The sequence below is a fragment of the Bradyrhizobium ferriligni genome (assembly GCF_056837965.1).
In genome coordinates, this window is the sequence record NZ_JBXEJO010000055.1 from 1 (window position 1) to 23,356 (window position 23,356).

Below are 23,356 nucleotides of genomic sequence, written 5' to 3' on the forward strand. Positions count from 1 at the left end.
AACCATGCCCGCCGTACGTCACGCCATCGTTGATCTCATCCTTCGACCGCCGTCTCAGCAGTGCCCGTATTGCCGAAAGCAAATCCTTGAAAAACAGTGGCGCAAACCAATTCTGCCAAAGTAGTGCTAGGTCGTCGCAAGCGGCCTGACCCGCAAGCTCCCGCGCAGGCCGGCGCCGGTGCCGAGCATGATGCCGGCGATCGCGATGAGGGACGACAGGGAGAGCGTCGACAGTCCGGTCAGCCCCTGCCCGACCGAGCAGCCGAACGCCATCACGCCGCCCGCGCCCATCAGCGCGGCGCCGCTCGCCGAGCGCAGCATGTGCTGCGGCGACCGGTAGCCTTCGAGCTGGAAGCGCCCGGTGGCGATGGCCGTCATCAGGCTGCCGGCGAACACGCCGAACACCGTGACGATGCCAAAATTCAGCGTCGAGCCGGTCGACAGCATCACATATTGCAGGGCATCGGCGATCGGCGCGATGAAGGTCAGCGACGTCACCGGCACCGGATTGAAATCATCGGCGCCGAGATAGCCGGTCGCGTACCAGCCGCCTGCCACCAGCAGGCCGACGATCAGGCCGGCCGCGATCTGGCCCGGCGACTTGCGGAATGGCGCATGGGCAAAGGCGAAAATAATCAAGATGGCTGCGAGCACCGAGGCCGCTATCATCCGCGCCGGCACCGCGCCGAGGCCGATGTGCGCCAATAGCGCCGGCACAGAATTGGCTGACACCGTGGCCTGCGAGGCCTGCACCATTGCGATCCGCGCCGGGGCAATCAGACCCTTCAGCGTCATCTCGGCGAAAATGCCGAGCACGATCACGACCACGAAGGAGCGCAGATTGCCGCGCCCGAGCAGCACCAGCGCCCGCGAGCCGCAGCCGTTCGACAGCACCATGCCGTAACCGAACAGCAGCCCGCCGAGGAACATCACCGGCGCCGAGAAGGACGGTTGCAGATAGATCGACTTGCCGAGATCGACGAGGCCTGCCGCCGCCAAAAGCTGCGAGGCCGCGATCGCAACCCCCATCGCCAGCGCATAGGTGCGCGCCAGGCGGCCGTCACCCTCCGCCCACCAGCCGCGCAGGCCGCTCATCATGCAGAAGCCGCTGAGCAGCCCGACCGAGCCATAGATCAGGCCGATGATCAGGGCGGCGATGATGACGATCGTGGCGGGGTCCATGCGGGTTCTCTCGGCTATCTCGTCATCACGGCCGCAGGATCACGCGGTCACGCGACGAGCCTGCCACGGCAACAAACGCCGCCTTGGCCTGTTCCAGCGGATAGATCGCGCTCGGCTTGATCGGGAATGGCTTCAGATATCCGCCGGCAAAGCCCGGCGCGAGCTCGCGCAACACCTCGCCGGTCGCAACCGACGACAGCGCAAGCGTGTCGATGCCGACATAAGTGTGCTGGCCGCGGTAGAATTCGAGGATGTTGAACTGCACGATGCGGTCGACCGCCGCGATCAGGATCTGGCGGCCGCGCAGCGCCAGCGACTTGTGCGCGGCCTGGAAATAGGGATCGCCGACCGTGTTGTAGACGATGTCGGCGCCCTTGCCGCCGGTCAGCTCGCGCACGCGAGCGGCGACGTCGGTGGTCGAGGCGTCGATCACCTCGACTGGCGAATTGCTGCGGCCCTCATAGGGCTCGCTCTTGCGCACCACGCCGATCACGCGCGCGCCGTGCCAGCTCGCGATCTGCACCGCGGCCTGACCGACCTTGCCGTTGACGCCCATCACCAGCACGGTTTCGTCCGCCTTCGGCAGGCCGGCGCGGCGCAGGCCCTCCATCGCGGTGACGAAGGGCACGCCGATCCCGGCGGCTTCGTCCCAGGAGATGCCGGCGGGTTTCTCCACCACGGCATCGCGCTCGACCGCCAGATGCGTGGCATGGGTGCCGTCGCGGCGGATGCCGAGATCGCCGGACGAGCCGAACACCTCGCGCCCGATGAATTCAGCTGGGCCATCGATCACGACGCCGGCGTAGTCGCGACCACTGGTGCGCGGGAAGACGGCATAGGGCATCAGCCCGGTCGCGGCTTTCACGTCGGACGGATTGACCGCCGCCGCCCTCACCTCGATCAAGACGTCGTTGTCGCCGCGCGAAAATGCATGAGTCTCGACCACCGGCGCCACCGCCGCCGCGTTCTCCGCCTTCGTCAGCAGGCGCACGCAGCGGGCGTCGACGAGGCGACCGTGAGGTTGAGGGGTAGGCATCGAGAGCTCCGGCTCGGAGAACTGACCGCATCTTGGGGCCGCATGGATCGATACCATGACGGCTTTTCCCGTAACTAACGAATTGAGCAATTAGTTCAAGAGGGGCAGCCGCTAGCGAGTTGCGGAATGCCGAGAGGCGGCTGCTTCTCCCGGCGTCGTCCCTGCGAAAGCAGGGACCCATACTCCGCGGCGGGTATTGTGAACGGGACTCGTGGTTCCGGCATCGCCCAACAACAACCATTCGTGGTTATGGGTCCCTGCTCCCGTGCGCAATTGCGCACTAGGCAGGGACGACGATGGAGGTGGGTCGCAGTTCAAGATGTCGACCGCGCGGTGTCATCACCGCGCATGCATCCGCGGGTGATGACACTGGGCAGGCTGAATAATCACCCCTCATCCCGGCGCAACGGCTTTGCCGTTGGCGCCTTCTCACCACGGGGAGCTATTCTTTCGGCCGCTTGTCGTAAACACGTTTCGCCTTGCCGAGCGAACGCTCCAGCGTCTCGGGCGCAACGACGCGGACGCGGGTCGAGATGCCGATCGTGTTCTTGATGAAGGCGGAGACCTTCTCGGCGTGCGCGGTCAGCCCTTCGCCGTCCCAGCTCTCGGGCCGGGCTTCGGCGAGCACCGTCATCTCGTCCATGCGGCCCTCGCGGGTCAGCTCGATGACAAAGTGACCGCCGCACCAGTCGGTCGCCAGCAGCGCTTCCTCGATCTGGGTCGGGAACACGTTGACGCCGCGCAGGATGATCATGTCGTCGGAGCGGCCGGTCACCTTCTCCATCCGCCGCATGCCGGGCCGCGCCGTGCCTGATAACAGCCGCGTCAGATCGCGGGTGCGATAGCGGATGATCGGAAAAGCTTCCTTGGTGAGCGAGGTGAACACCAGCTCGCCCTTCTCGCCGTCGGGCAGCACCTTGCCGGTCAGGGGATCGATCACCTCGGGGTAGAAGTGATCCTCCCAGATATGCAGGCCGTCCTTGGTCTCCACGCATTCCTGCGCGACGCCGGGGCCGATCACCTCCGACAAGCCATAGATGTCAGTGGCGTCCATGTCGAACGCCTGCTCGATCTCGACGCGCATCGCGTTGGTCCAGGGCTCGGCGCCGAAGATGCCGAACTTCAGCGACGATTTGCGCGGATCGAGGCCCTGCCGCTTGAACTCGTCGAGGATCGCCAGCATGTAGCTCGGCGTCACCGTGATGATGTCGGGCCGGAAGTCGTTGATGAGCTGCACCTGCCGCTCGGTCATGCCGCCGGAGATCGGGATCACCGTGCAGCCGAGCCGCTCGGCGCCGTAATGCGCGCCGAGGCCGCCGGTGAACAGGCCATAGCCATAGGCATTGTGCATCAGCATGCCGGTGCGGCCGCCGGCGGCGCGGATCGAGCGCGCCATCACGTCCGCCCAGGTATCGATGTCGGCCCTGGTGTAGCCGACCACGATCGGCTTGCCGGTCGTGCCGGAGGACGCATGGACCCGCACCAGCTGCTCGCGTGGCACCGCGAACATGTTGAAGGGATAATTGTCGCGCAGATCGGTCTTCACCGTGAACGGAAATTTGGCGAGATCGGGAAGCTGCCTGAAATCGGACGGATGCACGCCGGCGGCATCGAACGCCTTCCTGTAGTGCGCGACATTGTCATAGGCATGCTTGAGCGACCAGGCCAGCCGCCTGGTCTGCAGCGCCATGATCTCGTCGCGCGAGGCGCGCTCGGCCGGGTCGAGCTCGGCGCGATAACCACTGTCCTTGACCTTGAGCTTTGCCGTTGCCATCGACGTTTTCCCTGAAGCCTTATGCCTTGATGTCCATGTCCGGCAGCCAAGTGCCGGCTATCACCCGCGAATGCCCGCGGAATTCGGCGATCACGCTGTCGCCGGAGGTCACGCTCACGTCGTAGATTCCCGAGCGGCCACTGCGCGAGATCTCGCGCGCGGTCGCCACCAGACGATCCCCGAGCTTGCCGGGCCGGATGAAGGTGACATTGCCCTGCGCCGCCACCGCGCGATCGTTATGGCTGTTGCAGGCAAAGGCGAAGGCTGAATCGGCCAGCGTGAAGATGTAGCCGCCATGACAGATGCGCTGGCCGTTGACCATGTGCGGCTGCACCGTCATCACCATCGTAGCCTGCCCCGGCCTGATCTCGACGAGCTCCATGCCGAGGCCTTTGCTGGCGTCGTCTTCCTTCCACATCGCGTCCGCGCAGGCGCGGGCGACGTCCTCGGGCGATAGCGTGGCCTTCACGTTCACATCGAACTCCCTGTGCGCGGGCCCGTTGCTGAGGGCCTCTTGGTGTCAAATCAGTGTTGGGCGCGACGCCTTGGGTGTCAACGCGCGCGAGCAGAATTAGACGTGGTCGTAGTCGACCACGACCTTCTCGGAGCACGGCTTGGCCTGGCAGGTGAGGATGAACCCCGCCTTCAGCTCCCACGGCTCCAGCGAATAATTCAGATCCATCGGCGCCTCGCCCTCGACCAGCTTGGCGCGGCAGGTCGAGCACATGCCGCCCTTGCAGGCGAACGGCAGGTCCATGCCGGCGCGCAGCGCAGCGTCGAGGATCGACTCGCCGTCGGCCACCGGGACCTCGCGGCGCTTGCCGTCGATGATCAGCCCGGCAATCGCCTTCGGCGGCGCGCCGGCGGGAACGACGACCTTCGGCCGCGGCTTGCCGCCGAATTCCGACACGAAGCGTTCGACATGGATACGCTCGTCGGCGATGCCGATCTCGCGGCAAGTCGCCTCGATGGTCTCGCTCATCGCGGCCGGGCCGCAGACGAAGACGTGATCGACCGTCTCAGCCGGCACCAGCGAGCGCAGCAGCACCCGCACCTTCTCGCCGTCGAGCCGGCCGTGCAGGATCGGAATGTCCTGCTCCTCGCCCGAGATGACGTGGAACACCGAGAGCCGCTGCATGAAGCGGTCCTTCAGCTCCTCCAGCGCCTCGCGGAACATGACGCCTTCGGTCGAGCGGTTGCCGTAGAACAGGAAGAAGCGGCTGTCCGGCTCGCGCGCCAGCACGCCCTTGATGATCGAGAGGATCGGCGTGATGCCGCTGCCGGCGGCAAAGCCGACATAGGTCCGCGCCTCGCCCGGCGCATGAGCGACGCCGAAACGCCCGGTCGGCGTCATCACGTCGAGCTCGTCGCCGGCCTTCAGCTCGTCGGCGGCCCAGTTCGAGAATGCGCCGCCGTCGACCTTCTTCACCGCGATGCGCAGCTCGCCGTCATCGGGACCGGAGCAGATCGAATAGGAACGGCGAACTTCCTCGCCGTCCATCGTGGTGCGCAGCGTCAGATACTGGCCCGGCGTGAAACGGTAGTCGCCTTGCAGATCATCAGGGATCGCAAAAGTCATGGAGATCGCGTCCGACGCCTCGCGGCGCAGATCGCTGACGGACAGGCGGTGGAATCGTGGTGTCGACATGGTCAATGACACTTGAAGTAGTCGAAGGGTTCACGGCAGCTCTTGCAACGCCACAGCGCCTTGCAGGAGGTCGAGCCGAATTCGGAGAGCAGCTCGGTATCGCCTGACCCGCATTGCGGGCACGCGACCGCCTGTTCGCCGAACAGCGCGCGGCGCGAGGAGCCCGGCAGCGGCGGCGCGATGCCGTATTCCCTGAGCTTGCGGCGGCCGTCCTCGCTCATCCAGTCGGTGGTCCAGGCCGGCGACAGCACGGTGCGGACCTTCGGCTTATGAATGCCTTCGCGCTCCAGCGCGAGCTCGATCTCGAGCGCGATCATGTTCATGGCAGGACAGCCGGAATAGGTCGGCGTGATCGCGACCTCGACATGACCGTCATGGACCGCGACATCGCGCAGCACGCCGAGGTCGGCGATGGTCAGCACCGGGATTTCGGGATCGACCACCTGCGCGGCCGCGCGCCAGGCGCGCCGGCGCAGGTCGGCATCGCTGAGCGCGACCGTCACCATGTCGCCCCCGGAAAGGTCCGCTGCATCGATTGCAGCTCGCTGAGGAGATGGCCGAGATGTTCGCTGTGGCTGCCGACGCGGCCGCCCTGCTGCATCCAATCGCTCTTCGGCAACGACAGCGTCGCCTCGTTGATGATGCCGGTGACCGTCTTCAGCCAGCGCGGCTGCAGCGCCGCGGGATCGATCGCAATGCCGGCATCGATCAGGCCGCGCTCGCCGTCGTCGACCGCGAACATCTCGCCGGTATAGGCCCAGAGATCGTCGATCGCGCCCTGCGCGCGGCGGTGGCTCTCCTCGGTGCCGTCGCCGAGCCGGACGATCCATTCCGACGAATGCCTGACATGATAGGCACTCTCCTTCTCCGACTTCGCCGCGATCGCGGCCAGCGTCGGATCGGACGAGGCCATCATCGCGCGCCAGTACAGATCGGCGAATGCCGCGTATAAGAACTGCCGCACCATGGTGCGGGCGAAGTCGCCGTTCGGCTGCTCGACCAGCAGCAGATTGCGGTACTGCCTGACGTCGCGCAAATAGGCGAACTTGTCCTCGTCGTTGTCCTTGCCTTCGACCTTGGCCGCGTAGCTGTAGAGCTCGCGGGCCTGGCCGAGCAGGTCGAGACCCATATTGGCGAGCGCCATGTCCTCTTCCATCGCGGGCGCATGGCCGCACCATTCGGACAGCCGATGGCCGAGGATCAGCGCATCGTCGGCGCGGCGCAGCGCATAGAGCACCAGCGGTGTTTCGGAGACTTCGATGTTGGCGGTTGCCATGTTCCCATATCCTGTATCAACACACTCGAGCCTCATCCTGAGGAGCGCCGAAGGCGCGTCTCGAAGGATGGGCCGCGGTCACTGCACGGGCCTCATGGTTCGCCTGGCGGTGCGAAGCATCGTCCAGAGACGCGCTGCGCGCTCCTCACCATGAGGGGCAGTGAACTTCACATGTGCCCGACTTCGTCGGGAACGTCGTAGAAGGTCGGGTGGCGGTAGATCTTGGATTCCGCCGGCTCGAACATCATGCCCTTCTCGGACGGATCGGACGCGGTGATCGCGTTCGAGGGCACCACCCAGATCGACAACCCCTCGCCGCGGCGGGTGTAGATGTCGCGCGCGGCCTGCAGGGCGAGCGTCGGATCCGCCGCGTGCAACGAGCCGACATGCTTGTGCGCGAGGCCATTGCGGCTGCGGATGAAGACTTCCCAGAGCGGAACGTTCGGCGTGGCCATCTCTAGCGCTCCCTTATTCTGCGGCTTGCGCGAGCTGGCGGCTCTTGCGCTTTTCGGCATAGGCCATCGCGGCCTCGCGCACCCAGGCGCCTTCCTCATGCGCCTTGCGGCGCGCGGCGAGACGATCGCGGTTGCAGGGACCGTTACCTGCCAGCACCTGCTTGAACTCGTCCCAGTCGATCGGGCTGTGTTCCCAATTGCCGTTCGCGTTCTGCTTCATGCCGGGATCGGGGATTGTCAGCCCGAGGAACTCGGCCTGCGGCACGGTGGCGTCGATGAATTTCTGGCGCAACTCGTCATTGGAGAAGCGCTTGATCTTCCATTTGGTCGAGGTGTCGCTGTGCTGGCTGACCTGGTCCGGCGGGCCGAACATCATCAGCACCGGCCACCACCAGCGATCGAGCGCGTTCTGCGCCATCGCCTTCTGCTCCGCGGTGCCGCGGCACAGCGTCACCATGATCTCGAAGCCCTGGCGCTGGTGGAACGACTCTTCCTTGCAGACGCGGATCATCGCGCGCGCATAGGGACCGAAGGAACAGCGGCACAGCGGGATCTGGTTCATGATCGCGGCGCCATCGACCAGCCAGCCGATGGTGCCGATGTCGGCCCAGGTCAGCGTCGGATAGTTGAAGATCGAGGAATATTTCGCCTTGCCCGAGAGCATCGCGTCGACGAGCTCTTCGCGCGAAGTGCCGAGCGTCTCGGCGGCGGCGTAGAGATAGAGGCCGTGGCCGCATTCGTCCTGCACCTTGGCGAGCAGCGCAGCCTTGCGGCGCAGCGACGGCGCGCGGGTGATCCAGTTGCCCTCGGGGAGCATGCCGACGATTTCGGAATGGGCGTGCTGGGAAATCTGCCGCGTAAGCGTCTTGCGATAGGCGGCGGGCATCCAGTCGTTCGGCTCGATGCGCTCGTCGGCATCGATGCGGGCCTGGAACTGACTGGCACGGGCGACATCCTCGACGCCGCGATCGTCGCCGTCGGATGAGTTGAGCGCCTGCGTATACATGGCCGACCTCCCAATGTGTTGTTAGGCAGGAATATATAACACAATTTTCAAAAATCAAGATCTTTTTGTAATATGTTCAGACACCCTCGAAACGGCGCGCCACCGCCCCGTTGGGCTTCGGCAGCGGTCCGTCCTCGTTGGTTGCGTGGTCGTCAAGCCATTGTTCCGACGGCGAAAGCAGCCCGCGATAGATCTCGCCGCAGAGTTTGCGCGCCGCCCTGCCCGGCCAATCCTTCGGCAGCAGTTGATACGGCAGCAGCGGATCGCGCAGCACGACCCGGCGGTAATGGTGGATCAAGAGAATGCGCGCGGTGAAGGCGTCGGCGTCGCTCAGCGTCTCACCGCGGATGATGGAGCCGTGCAGCGGCTCGAACGTCTTCATGAACTTCAGATAGGCGTCCGCGGTGCGATCGAGCGGCCAGCTCTCGCTGAGCAGCCGGCGCCCGCTGTCGTCTTCCGCCGAGACTTCGAGCCGGATCGCGCCCGACGCCTCATCGGGGATCGGCACGCCCGACGGCGCGACCCACACGCCGGGCAGCGGGCTGCCGAAGCCGGCATTCTTCAATGCCTCGCGCGCGGCGTCGCGGTCCTCGGCATTGCCGATCAGCAGCAGCTCGAAGCGGCCGGTCCAGTCCGACGGCGGCGGATCGTAGATGTGCCGCGTTGCGGTGTCGAAGGTCTGCCGGCCCTTCGCGTTCAAGCGATAAAAACTGTTGCGGCCGACCTTGTTGCGCTCGAGCCAGCCATCGGCGGCGAGCCGCGACATCGCGGTGCGCACCACATTGCCGTCGATGTCGAGCGACTTGAAGAATTCGAGCAGCGTGCCGAGCCACACCGAGCCGCCGCGCGGCACGATGGAATCGCCGAACACGGTGATGATGATCGAGCCGGTGCGTGACGGCTCGCGCTTCAGCTGATCGACGATGCGGGCAAGCGGCTGTGGCATGCGCAACGCATAGCGCGTTTTGTCGATTCACGACAATGCGCGAGCCAGCAGCCGGGCTGCATCCTTCGAGACGCGGCCAAAAGGCCGCTCCTCAGGATGAGGTCTGGCTTTGGTCCTCATGGTGAGGAGCGCGGCAACGCCGCGCGTCTCGAACCATGGACGTGGAGGCGATCTCAGCGATTGGGATCGGGATAAACGATGCTGCGCCAGCCGCTGCGATCGAAAGGCGCCCACTCGCCTTCCTTCTGCGCGAGGCGATCGGCGACCGCGTAGACCACGGCCGGGTGATGACCCATGCCGCAATGGCTGCTCTCGACCTCGATGCTGTCGGTCATCGACGAGGACTGCTCGCGGCAACCCTGCCAGGCGCAGACGCCGTCGGTGCGGCTGAAGATCGCGGTGGTCGGCACCGGCGGCGCGCTGGCGAGCGAGCCGCCGAAACGGGAATCCTCCTCGTCGGCGCGCCGGCCGCTGGCCATCTCATAGACGCGCCAGGCGTTGGTCGACTTCGGGCCGGCGGCAAACGGGCTGCCGAGCGTGATCACCTGACGCACGCGCTCCGGCATCATCTTGGCGAGCTGGCGCGCGTAGAGGCCGCCGAGGCTCCAGCCGACCACCGAGACCTTGCGGCCGGTCGCTTCATTCATCTCCTGCAGCAGCTCGACCATCCCGTCCTGCACGCCGGCGCGAAGCCCGAGATTGCGGCCCTGGCGCCAGCCGCTGACGGCGTAGCCCTTGCTTCTGAGAAAGTCGCGCAGCGGCCGGGTCGACATGTCGGAGGCAATCAGCCCCGGCAGCACCAGCACCGGATGCCCATCGCCGCGCGGCGCGAGGCTGAGCAGCGGCAATGCACCAAGAAAGGCGCCGAGCTCATGAATGGCGCGGCCTTCCAGAAACATCAGCGTCCTGGACGGCGGGCGTAGCGTCTGCGCAGCAACGGACATTTCAGCTCCTCTTCCGGCAGGACCGCCGGCAATGGGACCAACGAGAATGGGTCAACGGAATTGACGCAAACCCGGCGGAATCGTTCCGCAACGCAACAATCTGTCCTGAAAAGCTAGGGAACCGGACACTTTCGTGCAAGCGGTCCAGGTCACACTTGCCACAACTAAAGTGACGCTCGTGCTCAATCGGTCACAGCAGCCGCAGCGTGTACTCCAGGGTGTAGAGCGCAAGGCCGGCAAGCCCGCCGATCAGCGCGCCGTTGAAGCGGATGTATTGCAGGTCCTTGCCGACATTGACCTCGATCAGGGAGATCAGCTGCTCCATGTCCCAGCTCTTCATCTGGTCGGCGATGAAGCTCGAGACGCCGCTCTTCTGCTCGGCGACGACGGTGCGCAGGATCGCCACCAGGCCCTGATTGATCTCGCCGCGCAGATCGGCATCGCCGTCGAGCGCGTCGCCGGCCTCGACCAGCATTCGCGCCAGCTGATGCTGCAGCACCTGCGACTCGCCCGAGGCGCTGCGTTCGATGAAGTCCTTGACGTTGGCCCAGATGGTGCGCCCGAGATTGGCAAGCTCGGGCCGCGCCATCAGATCGCGCTTGAGCCCGTCGATGCGATCGGCGAATGCCTTGTCGCTGCCGAGCCGGTCGACAAAGGACAGCAGCATGCGGTCGAACTCGCCGCGGAACGGATGCTGCGGATCGTTGCGCACTTCCTCGAAGAATTTCGTGGCGGACGCGATGATCCGGTTCACCACGAACTTGTCGGCACGATAGAGCCGGAGCAGCGTCGGCATCTCGGCGCGGACCTTGTCGCGGATCACGGCCATGGTCTCCTGCTGCGTCAGCGTCTGGTGCAGCACGCGCAGGATGTCGTCGAGCAGGCCGCCGTGCTTGCCCTCCTGCACGAAGCCGCGCAGCGCGCCGGCCGCGAGCGGCGCGAGGTCGATCGAGAGCACCTGCGTCGTGACGCGGCGGCTGATGAACTGCATCAGCCCCGAGCTCTCGGTCGCCGCGAATGCCTCGGGCAGCATCCGCAGCACGAAGCGGGCGAGATCCTCCGAACGTTTGCGGTCGCGCAGCCAGTCGGCGATGAACGAACCGAAATCGATCTCGCGCAGCTTGGCCTCGACCGGCCCCGACTCCAGGAAATTGTTCTCGATGAACTCGCCGAGCTTCTCGGCGATACGCGCCTGATTGCTCTGGATGATCGCGGTGTGCGGGATCGGCAGGCCGAGCGGCCGCTTGAACAACGCGACGACGGCATACCAGTCGGCGAGCCCGCCGATGGTTGCGGCCTCGGCAAATGCCGCGATGAAGCCGAACACCGGATGCATCGGCAGCAGCGCCTTCGCTGCGACGAAGATGACGAAGGTTGCCGCCAGCACGCCGGTCGCCAGCCACTTGACGCGCCGCAGTTCGGCCGCGCGTTCGGCATCGACGGGCGTTGCGATGAGAGCGGCGGGAAGGGTCATGGGGACCTTCGACTGGACGACGATCCTCACCCTACAGAGCGCGGAGCGCATCTCGAAGGATGAGGCCCGTATGGTGGCCTCATGGTTCGAGACGGCACAAGAGCGCCTCCTCACCATGAGGAGATGTATGGGAGTGCGCCCAAAAAAAGAAGGCCCGCAAATGGCGGGCCTTCGAAAAGGGCAGTCGGTCAGTGCAAGCGCGATCAGGCGGTCTTGCCGTAGACCTTGGCGAAGTTGTCCTGCGCGGTCTTCGCACCATCGGTGACGAGCTTGCCGAGATACTCGGTGGTGGCCTTCGCCCGCGAGACGAACAGTTCGCCACGCGCACGGGCCAGCTCCGACTGGATCTGGGCGGCTTCGCTCAGCGACTTGGCGGACGCGAGCTTGTCGATGCCGGCGAAGAACGCCTCGGCGTCCTGGTAGATCGCCTGCTGGATGTTGCGGCTGATCTTGGCGGCTTCGGTCACCGAACCGGCAACAGCGGACTCGATCACGTTGGTCACCTTCTCCGAGCCGGCATAGGCATCGGCAGCGCGGGTCTTGGCGGCCTCGGCCTGCTTCTTCACGAACTCACGGGCGGCTTCCGGAACTTCCAGGTTCTGAAGCTTGGTGAACGCCTCGGTGACGGGCGCGAAGGCTTCCTTGACGCTGTTCAGCACGGAATTGGTTTCGGTGGTCATTGGGGTCTCTCCATCCTCAGGTTTGAGCTATGGGCTCACCCCGTCCGGTTTGGCCCGGGGCAACGGTGTTATGACACACCTCATGGTGCGTCGCAACATTGATGTTGCAGCGCGATATCACGAAACCGTGAACAGCATGAATATCCGGCAGATCGCCTAAGGAACCAGCAGCAAGCGGTCCCTAATTACCACTGACCGCGTCAGAGACCCCGTACGCTTCCATCTGTGCCCGGACCTGCGCCACATTGTGCCCCAGCACGACGATGTCGTGGGTCTTGCCCTCGACGTCGCGGACATGGTCGCGCAGCAGGGCCTCCGCCTTGAAGCCGAGGCTCTCGAACAAGGCGATCGCCGCCCGCTGGTCGACTGTCATCTGCACCGAGAACTTCTCCAGCCCGGCACCGAGCGCGATGGCGAAGGTCTCCTGCGACAGCGCCCGGCCGACGCCCTGCCCGCGCACGTCGAGCGACACCACCATCCGGATCTCGCCGACATGCGGCGACCAGGAGTGCGGATCGCGCACCAGGGTGCCGCAGCCGACCACCTTGCCGTCCTTGATCGCGAGCAGGCTCGTGATGTCGCCGCGCTCGATCTCGTTGATCCAGGCCGACAGCACCTTCGGTTGGCTGATATTGCGCGGCAGGAACAAGAGATCATGCGTCGGCAGCTTCTGCGCGAAGGCCAGCACCGCGGCCTCGTGGTCCCGAATCATCAGGCGAAACTCGATGTCGCCCGCTTCGGTCTTGACGCGGCGCGGATAGGAACGTTGTTCGGTCATGTCGATCTCTCTCAAGTCGACCCTTCTTAGGTCGATCTCTTGCCCAGCCAGGAGTCCAGTTTCGGCCACAGCCGCTTGATTGCGTTTGCGCCGGCGACCAGCGAGACGTGACCGCCTTTCAGCATCACCTCCTCCTTGTCCGCGGAGCCGATCTTTGTGATCAGATGTTTTGCCGCATCATACGGCACGATGTGGTCGTGCTCGGCGACCGCATGCAGGATCGGCACCTTGATGTCGGCAAGCTTCGCCTCGCGGCCGCCGATGGTCATGGTGTCGTTGTAGAGCTTGTTGTCCCACATCAGGTCCTTGGTGATGGCGCGGAAATATTCGCCGGCGAGCGGCAGCGTGTCGGTCGCCCAGCGGTCGAACATCCGGTACGACTTCACGAACTCGTCGTTCCAGATGTTGTCCCAGAGCTGGATCTGGCCGGCGACACGCGCGGCCGGCCGCAACATGTCGAATGATTGCAGGATCAGCTCGGGCGGCATGTTGCCGGTGCTGTCGATCAGCCGGTCGACGTCGAAATAGCGGCGATCGGCGAAATTCGAGAACAGCTTCATCTCGCGGAAATCGATCGGCGTGGTGAAGCAGATCAGGTTCTTCATCGGCCCGTCGTTGAAGATCGAGCCATAGAGCAGCGACAGCACGCCGCCGAAGCAATAGCCGATCACGGAGACGTCCTTTTCGCCGGAGTCCTGCTGCACGCGGCGGACCGATTCCGGGATGAAGTCGAGGACGTAATCCTCCATGCGCAGCGATTTTTCCTCGGGCTTCGGCGCAGTCCAGTCCAGCATGTAGACGTCGAAGCCGCGCTTGAGCAGGAATTCGATGAAGCTCTGCCCCGGCACCAGATCGAGGATGTAGCCGCGGTTGGTGGTCGCCATCACGATCAGGACCGGCACGCGATAGACTTCGTCGGCCAGCGGCCGGTAGTGATAGAGGTTCATGGTGCCGCGCGAATACAGCACGTCCTTCGGCGTCGAGCCGAGCGACGGGCCGGAGCTCGAGAAATACTCGACGCCCTTGATGCTGCGCTGGATCGCGCGCTGCACCTCGGACTGCACCCGCTCGGAGATCGAGGCGAAATCAATGGGGGTGGGAGCATTCATTTGCTGCCTCCCTCCGCTGGCGGCTGCTTGGTGCGCGGTGGCCGCGGCGTTGCGCCGTGGCCGTCGTCCGCCGCCAGCGAATTGTGGTGCACCTGCTGCAGCAGCGTCTTGATCTTGTTGAGCTGGTTCTCCATCGATTGCAGGCGCTCGGCCATGCCGACGAGCTGGGCGCGGCTCGGCAGGTTCATCGCCAGCAGATATTTCTCCATCAGTTCGCCGAGCTGCTTCTGCGCGCCGGCCGCAACGCCGCCGGCCTGGTTCATCACCTTGGAAAATTCCGGCGAGGTCATGAGCTGGTTGCCGAAGGAGTTGAACCCCTTCTCCATCTCGCCAATCATCGTCTGCCAGATCACGGCAGGGTCGTTGCCCTTGTCGGCCATGCGGCGCTCCTCCACACCAAATCCGAGCGCTTGCCGCGCTTCCATTTGTTTCTGCCATACGACACTGTTGCTGCTGATCGGTCAACAGCGCGGCGCGACCAGCGACGCCGAGGCTCTTCTGCGCTGCGTCAATCCGTGGCATAGAGGTTCCTGACCGCGACACCAGCAGGGGACGCCCGTGACCACGCTCGCCCATCAGCCGCCGCAGATCATCCGCGCCAATGGCATCGACATCTGCTACGAGATTTTTGGCGATGCGAATGCCGAGCCGCTGCTCCTGATCATGGGCCTCGGCGCCCAGATGATCCATTGGGACGACGAGTTCTGCCGCCAGCTCGCCGCGCGCGGTTTTCGCGTCATCCGATTCGACAACAGGGATATCGGCAAATCCTCCCGCCTGAGCGGCGGCAAGCGGCTGACCGCGCTCGAACTGCTCAAGCTCCGCTTCCTGAAGATCCCGGTCGCAGCGCCCTACAAGCTGGCCGACATGGCGAGGGACACGATCGGGCTGATGGATGCGCTCGGCATCCGCACCGCGCATCTGGTCGGGGCCTCGATGGGCGGCATGATCGCGCAGGAGGTTGCCATCACCTTCCCCGAGCGCGTGCGCTCGCTGACCTCGATCATGTCGACCACGGGCAATCCAAAGATCCCAGGACCGACCCGCGAGGCGACCGCGGTGCTGATGGCGCCGCCGCCGAAGAGCAAGGAAGAGTATTTCGTCCGCTTCGGGCAGACCTGGAAAGTCCTGCGCAACGGCTCGTTTCCCGAGGATGAGGCGCTCGATCCCGAACGCGCGCGGCGCACCTTCGAGCGCGGCCTCAATCCGGAGGGCGTCGGCCGCCAGCTCCGCGCCATCCTCGCCTCCGGCAGCCGCAAGGAGCGCCTGCGCGGCGTCAAGGCGCCGACGCTGGTGATCCACGGCACCATCGATCCGCTGGTACATCCCGAAGGCGGCAAGGACACCGCGGTCTCGATCCCGGGCGCGAAGCTCGTGATGATCGAGGGCATGGGCCACGCCCTGCCGATTCCGATGTGGCCGCAGATCATCGACGCCATCGACAAGCACGCGCATGGCGCGGCGGCGAAGGCGGCGTGAGGCCGGAGCGTTTTCGAGCGAAGTGGATCCCGGTTCGCGTGAAGAAAACGCGTCAAAGCCACAATCGAGAGCCCCGTCCCGTCCCGATTCAATCGGAACGGGGCTCTGGTATCTTCCGGTAACCATGTGAGCCAGGAGTGCGTTCTTCCGGCGCCCGCGCGGAGGCGGTAGACAGCGCAATGCATCGCGCGGGTCGCGCACCATCAGCCACCGGGAGTCCCCAGATGAAGACCCTTCTCCGGCCACGGACAGCCGTCGCCGCTCTCCTCCTCGCGCTGGCATCTTCATCGGCAATGGCGGCCGCCGGCGAGGCGCAGCAGGAGGCCAACCGCAAGGCGGTGCTGGCGTTCTACGAGAAGGGGCTGAACGAGAAGGACGCCGATGCAGCGCTCGCCTATGTCGGCAACCGCTATGTGCAGCACAATCCCGGCGCGGCCGACGGCCCGGAAGGCTTCCGCAAGTTCATCGGCTTCCTGCGCGAGAAGTTTCCGAACTCGCACAGCGAGATCAAGCGCTCATTCGTCGACGGCGACTACGTGATCCTGCACGTCCACGCCGTGCGCGAGCCCGGCACCCGCGGCAATGCGATCGTCGACATCTTCAAGCTTGAGGATGGCAAGATCGTCGAGCATTGGGACGTGGTGCAGCCAATTCCGGAAAACCCGGCGAACAGCAACACGATGTTCTGAAGCATCGTGACGGCTTGTGCTCGGCCATTGGCATGATCAGGCTGGCGAGCGCGCCGGGATGCCGGCTATTGCTTGACCGCGATCCAGATCACGTGGCGGACACCGCGGCCCCGGCCGGTGGCGCGGACGGCAATTTCGTTGACCGCGAACCCGGCCCGGGTCAGCGATTTCGGGAACTTGGCATTCGGACCGGACGACCAGACGGCGAGCACGCCGCCGCGCCGCAATGCCGTGTGTGCGATCCTAAGCCCGGAGACATCATATAGCGCGTCATTGGCCTTGCGGGTCAGGCCTTCAGGCCCGTTATCGACGTCGAGCAGGATGGCATCGAAGCTCAGCGGTTGGCGTTCGATCACGCTGGCAACATCCTCCTCCCGGATGCTCACGCGCGGATCGTTCAGGCTGTCGCCGAAGATCTCCGCCATCGGGCCTCGCGCCCAGGCAACGACAGCCGGCACCAGTTCGGCCACCGTGATCCGCGCCTCGGGCCCGAGTACGGCGAGTGCGGCCCGCAGCGTAAAGCCCATGCCGAGGCCGCCGATCAGAAAATGCGGCCGTGCGACCTTCTCGATCTTCTTCGCGGCAAGCGTCGCCAACGCCTCTTCCGAGCCCGACAGGCGGCTGTTCATCAGCTCGTTGGTGCCGAGCATGATCGAGAATTCGCGGCCTCGCCGCATCAGACGCAATTCACCCTCGGTTCCGGGAATGCGCGCGGTATCGATCTTTTCCCAGGGAATCATGCGGCGGTTTCTAGCATGGGCGTCGAGGCACGCGAAGCGAGCGCCTGGAGAATGCGAAATAGTGACTCACGACTGGCGCAACAAACTCCGTGTCGTCCCTGCGAAAGCAGGGACGACGATGGGGATGCATCACGGTCATCCTAGGCCGCAAGCCTACCCACCTGTCCAGACGTCGAGCACGTAGCGGTTCCTGGTGCCCATTTCCTCGATCCAGCGCGCGGCGGCGGCAGCGTCGACACCGGTGCGCTCGCGATAGATCGACATCAAGGTCGCCTTGACGTCGGGCTCCATCTTGCCGCCGTCGCCGCAGACATAGACGATCGCGCCCTTCTCGATCAGCTCCCAGATCCGGTCCTTGTGCGCGGCGACAAGGTGCTGCACATAGGTCTTCGGGCCATCGGCACGTGAAAAGGCGGTGTGGAGTTCACTGACACCGTCGGCTGCGAACGCCTTCAGCTCATCCGCATAGATGAAGTCCTGCTCGGGGTGCCGGCAGCCGAAGAACAGCATCGCCGGTCCCAGCGTCGCGCCCTGCGCCCTGCGCGCGGCGCGCTCCTGCAGGAAGCCGCGGAACGGTGCGAGCCCGGTGCCCGGCCCGATCATGATGATCGGCACGGCATTGTCATCGGGCAGGCGGAAGCCCGCCTTGGTCTCCTTGATGGTGGCGTGGACGGTGTCGCCGGCGCGGCGACGCGCCAGATAGTTCGAGCAGACGCCCTTGTAGATGCCGAGCCCGGAACTTGCCGGCGCCTCCACCACGCCCACGGTGACGCTGCAGCGCTGCGCCTCGCCGGCCGGAGACGACGAGATCGAATAATAGCGCGGCGCCAGCAGCGACAGCATTTCGAGGTAGAGGTGGAACGGCAGCTCGCAGGCCGGATATTCCTCGAGCAGGTCAAATACCGATTTGCGCTTCGCCAAGACGTCGGTGCGATAGCGCGCGGCCGAGGCATCGTCGTCCCCGACATAGGCCATCAGCTTCGGCTTGGTCACCGGGCAGCGGGTGTGCTCGGCCATGATCTGGATCTGCTTGCGGGTCGCGACCTGCTGCAGCTCGACGAACTCGGTGAGCAGCCGCCCGACCGACACGGCATTGCCGACCGGCAATTGCGCGCGGCGGCCTTCCGAGACCTGCAGACGGATCTGGTCGGCCGGCAGGAAGCCGAAGCGGCGCGCAACGGAATCGACCAATGTCGGATCGTTGCGCGGCACCACGCTGAGATGATCGCCGACACGGTATTTCAGGCTGGCCGGCAGCTCGACCTCGATGTGCCGGGTCGAACGCTCCGACGGATGAGCGCCCTCCTTGGTCTGCAGCTCGCTGTTGGCGAGCACCTTCATCGGCACCGCGCCGCCCTGCGTGACGATGGTATTGACCGCACCCTGCGCCACCGGCTCGATCGCGTAGAGCGGCTCGTCCTCGGCGGTGCGGGTGAAATTCCAGTCGATACCGAATTCCTTGGTCGCGACCTTGGCCGCCTCCGGAAACCATTTCTGGAACTGGCCGTCGAGATCGCTGCGCGCATCGCCCTCGCCGCGCGGATAGACGGCGCGCGCGCCATGTTTGGTCAGCTGCTCGTCGATGAAGCGCGGCACCGACTGGTAGGTCGCCGCCCAATCGCTGTTGCCGCAACCGAACACCGCGTAGCGCACCTTGGCGAAGGCATCCTTCGGCAGGTCGCTCTCAAGCCATTTGACGAACTGCGTGGCGTTGTCGGGCGCCGCGCCATTATAGGAGGCGCAGATGATCAGCACGCCGCCCTCCTCCGGCAGCTTGCCGACATAATCGTCCAGCGGACCCAACCGCGTCGCGAAGCCGTTGATCTCCGACAGATCCGCCATGCGGGTTGCCAGTTCCTCGGCGGAGCCGAGATTGGAGCCGTACAGCACCAGCATCGGCGTGTTGTGGCCCGGGCGCGTGGCCGGCGCGCGCGGCGCCTTCGGCGCGGCTGCAACCGCGCCCGTGCCGCCGGCGAACGCGCCGCGGTCCTTGTCGTCGCGCGACCGCACCTTGATCCTGAAGCCATCGGGCTTGACGGTCAGCGTCTCCTTCAGATGCATCTGGTAGCGATGCACGTCGATCAGCTTGAAGCGTTGCAGGATCATCCCGATCGCCAGCGCCGCCTCGTGCATGGCGAAGCCGCGGCCGATGCAGGCGCGCTGGCCGTTGCCGAACGGCTTCCAGGCATTGATCGGCCGCTTGGCCTCCGCCTCGCGGCTGAAATTCTCGGGATCGAACACGTCCGGGTTGGGGCCCCAGACGCTGGGATCGCGGTGCAGCGCCATCACCAGGATGGTGATGAAGGTGTTCTTCTTCAGCTTGTATTTGCCGCCGATCGTCTCATCGGCCAAAGGCGCGATGCCGTAGGCCGGCGCCGGCGGCCACAGCCGCAGCGCCTCCTTCAAGCATTGCGTGATGTAGGTGAGCTGCGTCACCTGCTGATAGGTCGGCCGCGCGTTGACGTCGGGACCGAGGACGCGATCGACCTCCTCATAGGCCTTCTTCAGCACCTCCGGGTGCTTCAGCAGCGCGTAGATCGTGCACGACAACAGGCCGCTGGTGGTCTCGTGGCCGGCGATCAGGAAGGTGTTGATCTGGTAGCGGATGTTGACGTCGTCGAGCTGCTCGCCGGTGGCGCGGTCGACGCCGGTCATCATCGCCGCCAGCATGTCCTTCTTGTCGTCGGTCGCGGCGGTGCTGCCGCGCCGCTCGGCGATGATCTCGTCGACCATCTTGTTCATGAAGGCGACGTCGTCGGCCAGGGTCTTGCGCCGCTTCTGCATCCACAGACCCTCGAGCGGCAGGCCGCGGGTCATCATGATGGTTTCGAGCGAGCGCACCAGCGATTCCACGAACGGGTGGTAGTCGCGGCGGTAGAACGAGTTGAAGCGGTAGTCGAAGCCGCACAGGCCGATGGTGTCGAGGGTGAGCGCCGTCATGTCGTGGACGACCTCGATCTCCTCGTCGGCGTTGAGGCGTTCCCATTTCTTGACCAGCTGCTCGGCGATGTCGACCATGCTCGGGTGATACGACTGCATGGCGCGGTTGCCGAACGGCTGCATCAGGATGTTGTGCGCCTTGCTCCAGTTCGGCTCCCTGGTGTCGGCGGTGAACAGCCCGTCGCCGCCGACCGCGCGCACCCGGCGCAGCGAGCCGCGCACCGCCTTGTCGAAGCGCTTCTCGTCGGAGAGCTCGTCTACCAGATCGTGACCGGAGACGATCACGAGCGGCGCGCCCATCATGTCGAGCCAGAAGATCGGTCCGAGCTCCTTGGAGAGCTTCACGAGATGCTGCACCGGCGCGGTCGAGTCCAGCGACAGCATGTTGCCGACCACCGGCTTCGTCGGCGGATGCGGAATCGGACTCAGTCTGTTGCCGGACGCCATTTTCGAAGTGCCCCCTCACTACGCACCGTCATCCTGAGGAGCGCGCAACGCGCGCGTCTCGAAGGATGGCCGCTTGCTCCAGTCCCTCTCATCCTTCGAGGCGCGCCAAAGGCGGCGCGCACCGCAGGATGACGGCTACCCAAACCGCTTTCTGCGCCATTCGATCAGCTTCGCGCTGACTTCGTCAGGCTTTTCCTGCTGCGTCCAATGGCCGCTGTCCTTGACCAGGTACTTCTCGAGGTCCGGCACCAGCCGCTCCATGCCGTCGGCGGCCGAGGGCGGCAGCACCGCGTCGTTCTCGGCCATGATCATCAGCGACGGCACCCGGACGTGATGGTCCAGCCCGGACGAGCGCTCCCAGTTGCGGGTGAAATTGCGATACCAGTTGATGCCGCCGGTGAAGCCGGTCTTGGTGAAGGTGTCGACGAACACCTTTTTCTCGTCCGCGGACAGGATCGGCGTGCGCGGATCGTGCTTGGCGTCGTAATTCGCGATCATCTGCGGAAACGCCAGATTGAGCCGCGCCGAGGCGCCGACGCCGGCGATCGGCTGTTCGGGCGGCGCATCCGCCGGACGCGGCGCCGGCTTGCGCATGAAGGCGTCGAAGGTCTGCTCGACGCGGCCGCCGAAGATGCGGTCGGGCTCGCGCGCCGGATCCTGGAACTGGACGATGTACATGTGATCGCCGAAGCGCTGGCGGAACAGCGCGATCGGGTCCATCGGCGCACGGTCCCAATGCGGCGTGTTGACGCCGACGACGCCGGCGACCCGCGCAGGATGCCTGAGCGGCATCTGCCAGACGACAAAGCCGCCCCAGTCGTGACCGACGAAGGTCGCCTTGTCGATCTTGAGATGGTCGAGCAGGCCGACGAGGTCGCCGGTCAGGTGCTCCATGTCGTAGGCCTCGACCGGCTCCGGCCGGTCGGTCGCGCCATAGCCGCGCTGGTCCGGCGCAATCACCCGGATGCCGGCCTCGCCCAGCGCCTTGATCTGGTGGCGCCAGGAGAACGCCAGTTCAGGCCAGCCGTGGCACAGCACAACCGGCGGCGTGTCGGTCTTGGGGCCTGCTTCATAAAACCCCATGCGGATGCCGTTCGTCTCGGCGAACTGCAGCGGTGGCATTTCAATCATCGGCAGGGATCCTTATTCGGCTGCGCCCTTGATGTCCGCAGGCGGGGGAGCGAACGCCGCCTCGAGTACATCGAACTCGAGCGGCAGCATGTCGCACATCACCTGCACGTGGGGAATGATGTTGGCGCCTACGATGAAACCGAAATCGAGCTGATCGCGGTAGCTCTGCACGGTGATGTTGAGCGCCACGCCGTGGGTCGAGATCGAAACCGGGAAGATGTGCAGCAGCTCGGCACCCGCCGCATACAGCGTCTGCCGCGGCCCCGGCACGTTCGAGACCGTGATGTTGGTGGCCGGCGGCAGCACGTTGGAGAGGTCGGAGCGGCTGTAGAGCAGCGCCAGGATCTGCACCAGGATCGGCGCCCCCAGCAGCGAGATGTTGGTGACCTGCGGCACCAAGGCGCGCAGCGGATGCGACATCTCCTTGGACCTGGTCGACTGCGCGATGATGGTTTCCAGCCGCTTCCTTGGGTCCTCGATGTCGGTCGCGATCGAGCAGATCATGCCGAACACCTGGTTGTTGGATTCGGCGTTGCCCTCCTCGCGCAGCGAGATCGGAACGCCTGCCGTCAGCGACTTGTTCGGCAGCGCGCCCTGGCTGATCAGATAGCGCCGCACCACGCCGGAGGCGAGCGCCAGCACGACGTCGTTGAGCTTGCCGCCGGACGCCTTCGCCAGTGCCTTGGCACGCGACAGCGAGATCGAGGTGCCGGCAAAGCTGCGTTCGGACGAGATCGCCTTGTTGAGGATGGTCGGCGGCGAGGACATCGCCTGCAGGCTCTCGCGCGACCTCGGATCGGCGACCTTGGCGACGACGTCGGACAGGCTCTTCATGACCGTCGGCATGGAGCCGGCGAACTTCACCGCGCTCTCGATCTGGAACATGGCGTTGTCGAACAGGATCGAGCCGAGGTCGCTCTTGCCGGAACGCGGCAGCTCCAGGCTCTTCTGCGCGGCGGCGGCCGCCTCGAACGGCTGGGTCCAGAGCTGCTGATAGGCATCGATCAGATTGGCCGCGATGTCGCGCGGCTCCTGCGCGACTTTCTTCGCGCTCGGCGGCTCGATCTCGCGCGGCACCGGCGTCAGGTCGTAGATCATGCTGGTCAGCGCCGCGCCGGCACCGCCGTCGATGCAGGCATGGTGCATCTTGGAATAGAGCCCGATCTCGTTGTCCTTCATGCCCTCGAAGACGTAGAACTCCCAGAGCGGGCGGGCGCGGTTCAACAGCTTGGCGTGCATCCAGCCGACGATGCGCTCCAGCGTCGCGCGATCGTGCGGCGCCGGCAGGCTGGCACGGAAGATGTGACGGTCGATGTCGAACTGATCGTCCTCGACCCAGGACGGATGGTCGATGTCGAGCGGCGCCTTCTGCAGCCGCGCCTTGAGGATCGGCGCGATGTGCAGCCGCGAGGCGATCATCGCCTTGAACTCCTCGAAGAAGTCGCCCTTGTAGCCGTCCGGCAGGCGGAAGATCGCCATGCTGCCGACATGCATCGGCATTTCCGGCGTTTCCAGATAGAGAAACGATGCGTCCAGCGAGGACAGCTTTTTGGCGTCGCTCATGATCTCCTCCCGAGAGCCTACTTACGCGGGCGCCTTGGGCGGCGCTTCTCGTCTTCTGG

At 65.2% G+C, this 23,356-nt stretch carries 22 protein-coding genes; 2 read left to right on the plus strand and 20 right to left on the minus strand.

The features are described 5' to 3' along the window. Positions 1–126: 126 nt before the first annotated feature. The 16 genes from AC1VNY_RS28750 to AC1VNY_RS28825 all read right to left on the minus strand — a co-directional run bounded on the left by AC1VNY_RS28750 (position 127) and on the right by AC1VNY_RS28825 (position 14,688). Entirely contained in the window at positions 127–1,182 is a 1,056-nt protein-coding gene (locus AC1VNY_RS28750; protein WP_482407719.1) for a YeeE/YedE family protein, read from the minus strand. Positions 1,183–1,207: 25 nt separating this feature from the next. Then, positions 1,208–2,218 (minus strand): quinone oxidoreductase family protein, encoded by a 1,011-nt coding sequence (locus AC1VNY_RS28755; RefSeq protein WP_482407720.1) that lies wholly within the window; start codon positions 2,216–2,218, stop codon positions 1,208–1,210. Positions 2,219–2,660: 442 nt separating this feature from the next. Then, a complete protein-coding gene (gene paaK, locus AC1VNY_RS28760; RefSeq protein WP_482407721.1) occupies positions 2,661–3,992 on the minus strand; it encodes a phenylacetate--CoA ligase PaaK in 1,332 nt (443 codons plus the stop codon). A gap of 19 nt (positions 3,993–4,011) precedes the next feature. Continuing rightward, on the minus strand, positions 4,012–4,467 hold the full coding sequence (gene paaI / locus AC1VNY_RS28765) for a hydroxyphenylacetyl-CoA thioesterase PaaI (protein ID WP_482407722.1): 456 nt from the start codon (positions 4,465–4,467) through the stop codon (positions 4,012–4,014). A gap of 96 nt (positions 4,468–4,563) precedes the next feature. Further along, positions 4,564–5,640: a 1,2-phenylacetyl-CoA epoxidase subunit PaaE gene (paaE, locus tag AC1VNY_RS28770; RefSeq protein ID WP_461195855.1), complete on the minus strand. Its 1,077-nt coding sequence runs from the start codon at positions 5,638–5,640 to the stop codon at positions 4,564–4,566. Between the two features lie 2 nt (positions 5,641–5,642). Further along, positions 5,643–6,146 carry a 1,2-phenylacetyl-CoA epoxidase subunit PaaD gene (gene paaD / locus AC1VNY_RS28775; protein ID WP_482407723.1) on the minus strand — a complete coding sequence of 168 codons (504 nt, stop codon included), beginning with the start codon at positions 6,144–6,146 and terminating at the stop codon, positions 5,643–5,645. Beyond that, complete coding sequence (paaC, locus tag AC1VNY_RS28780; protein WP_482407724.1) at positions 6,140–6,916, minus strand: 1,2-phenylacetyl-CoA epoxidase subunit PaaC; 777 nt, start codon at positions 6,914–6,916, stop codon at positions 6,140–6,142. Before paaC ends, paaD begins: the two co-directional genes overlap by 7 nt. 167 nt (positions 6,917–7,083) lie before the next feature. Continuing rightward, on the minus strand, positions 7,084–7,371 hold the full coding sequence (paaB, locus tag AC1VNY_RS28785; protein WP_244064672.1) for a 1,2-phenylacetyl-CoA epoxidase subunit PaaB: 288 nt from the start codon (positions 7,369–7,371) through the stop codon (positions 7,084–7,086). Positions 7,372–7,384: 13 nt separating this feature from the next. Next, positions 7,385–8,377, minus strand: coding sequence for a 1,2-phenylacetyl-CoA epoxidase subunit PaaA (gene paaA / locus AC1VNY_RS28790; protein ID WP_482407725.1), 993 nt, complete (start codon positions 8,375–8,377; stop codon positions 7,385–7,387). Positions 8,378–8,453: 76 nt separating this feature from the next. Beyond that, entirely contained in the window at positions 8,454–9,323 is an 870-nt protein-coding gene (gene paaX / locus AC1VNY_RS28795) for a phenylacetic acid degradation operon negative regulatory protein PaaX (RefSeq protein ID WP_482407726.1), read from the minus strand. Between the two features lie 173 nt (positions 9,324–9,496). Then, positions 9,497–10,267, minus strand: coding sequence for an esterase/lipase family protein (locus AC1VNY_RS28800; protein WP_209909809.1), 771 nt, complete (start codon positions 10,265–10,267; stop codon positions 9,497–9,499). A 190-nt stretch (positions 10,268–10,457) separates the two neighbouring features. Continuing rightward, on the minus strand, positions 10,458–11,741 hold the full coding sequence (locus tag AC1VNY_RS28805) for a DUF445 domain-containing protein (RefSeq protein ID WP_482407727.1): 1,284 nt from the start codon (positions 11,739–11,741) through the stop codon (positions 10,458–10,460). Positions 11,742–11,944: 203 nt separating this feature from the next. Continuing rightward, positions 11,945–12,421, minus strand: a complete 477-nt coding sequence (locus AC1VNY_RS28810; protein WP_028331816.1) for a phasin — start codon at positions 12,419–12,421, stop codon at positions 11,945–11,947. Between the two features lie 181 nt (positions 12,422–12,602). After that, on the minus strand, positions 12,603–13,199 hold the full coding sequence (locus tag AC1VNY_RS28815) for a GNAT family N-acetyltransferase (protein WP_038383826.1): 597 nt from the start codon (positions 13,197–13,199) through the stop codon (positions 12,603–12,605). Positions 13,200–13,225: 26 nt separating this feature from the next. Beyond that, complete coding sequence (locus AC1VNY_RS28820) at positions 13,226–14,308, minus strand: PHA/PHB synthase family protein (protein WP_482407728.1); 1,083 nt, start codon at positions 14,306–14,308, stop codon at positions 13,226–13,228. After that, positions 14,305–14,688: a hypothetical protein gene (locus AC1VNY_RS28825; protein ID WP_482407755.1), complete on the minus strand. Its 384-nt coding sequence runs from the start codon at positions 14,686–14,688 to the stop codon at positions 14,305–14,307. The genes AC1VNY_RS28820 and AC1VNY_RS28825 overlap by 4 nt, the downstream gene beginning before the upstream one ends. Positions 14,689–14,866: 178 nt before the next feature. On the opposite strand from AC1VNY_RS28825, the gene AC1VNY_RS28830 reads away from it, so the two are divergent. Together AC1VNY_RS28830 and AC1VNY_RS28835 are read left to right on the plus strand one after the other, a co-directional pair. Then, positions 14,867–15,787: an alpha/beta fold hydrolase gene (locus AC1VNY_RS28830; protein WP_438079440.1), complete on the plus strand. Its 921-nt coding sequence runs from the start codon at positions 14,867–14,869 to the stop codon at positions 15,785–15,787. Positions 15,788–16,080: 293 nt separating this feature from the next. After that, positions 16,081–16,476, plus strand: a complete 396-nt coding sequence (locus AC1VNY_RS28835; RefSeq protein WP_482407756.1) for a nuclear transport factor 2 family protein — start codon at positions 16,081–16,083, stop codon at positions 16,474–16,476. A 65-nt stretch (positions 16,477–16,541) separates the two neighbouring features. Here AC1VNY_RS28835 and AC1VNY_RS28840 read toward each other — a convergent pair whose 3' ends face one another. From AC1VNY_RS28840 to AC1VNY_RS28855, 4 genes are all read right to left on the minus strand, one after another. Continuing rightward, entirely contained in the window at positions 16,542–17,216 is a 675-nt protein-coding gene (locus AC1VNY_RS28840; protein WP_482407729.1) for a spermidine synthase, read from the minus strand. 153 nt (positions 17,217–17,369) lie between these two features. Then, positions 17,370–20,603: a bifunctional cytochrome P450/NADPH--P450 reductase gene (locus tag AC1VNY_RS28845; protein WP_482407730.1), complete on the minus strand. Its 3,234-nt coding sequence runs from the start codon at positions 20,601–20,603 to the stop codon at positions 17,370–17,372. A gap of 135 nt (positions 20,604–20,738) precedes the next feature. Beyond that, positions 20,739–21,734, minus strand: coding sequence for an alpha/beta fold hydrolase (locus AC1VNY_RS28850; RefSeq protein WP_482407731.1), 996 nt, complete (start codon positions 21,732–21,734; stop codon positions 20,739–20,741). 12 nt (positions 21,735–21,746) lie between these two features. After that, complete coding sequence (locus AC1VNY_RS28855; RefSeq protein WP_028338799.1) at positions 21,747–23,297, minus strand: WS/DGAT/MGAT family O-acyltransferase; 1,551 nt, start codon at positions 23,295–23,297, stop codon at positions 21,747–21,749. Positions 23,298–23,356: the final 59 nt, after the last annotated feature.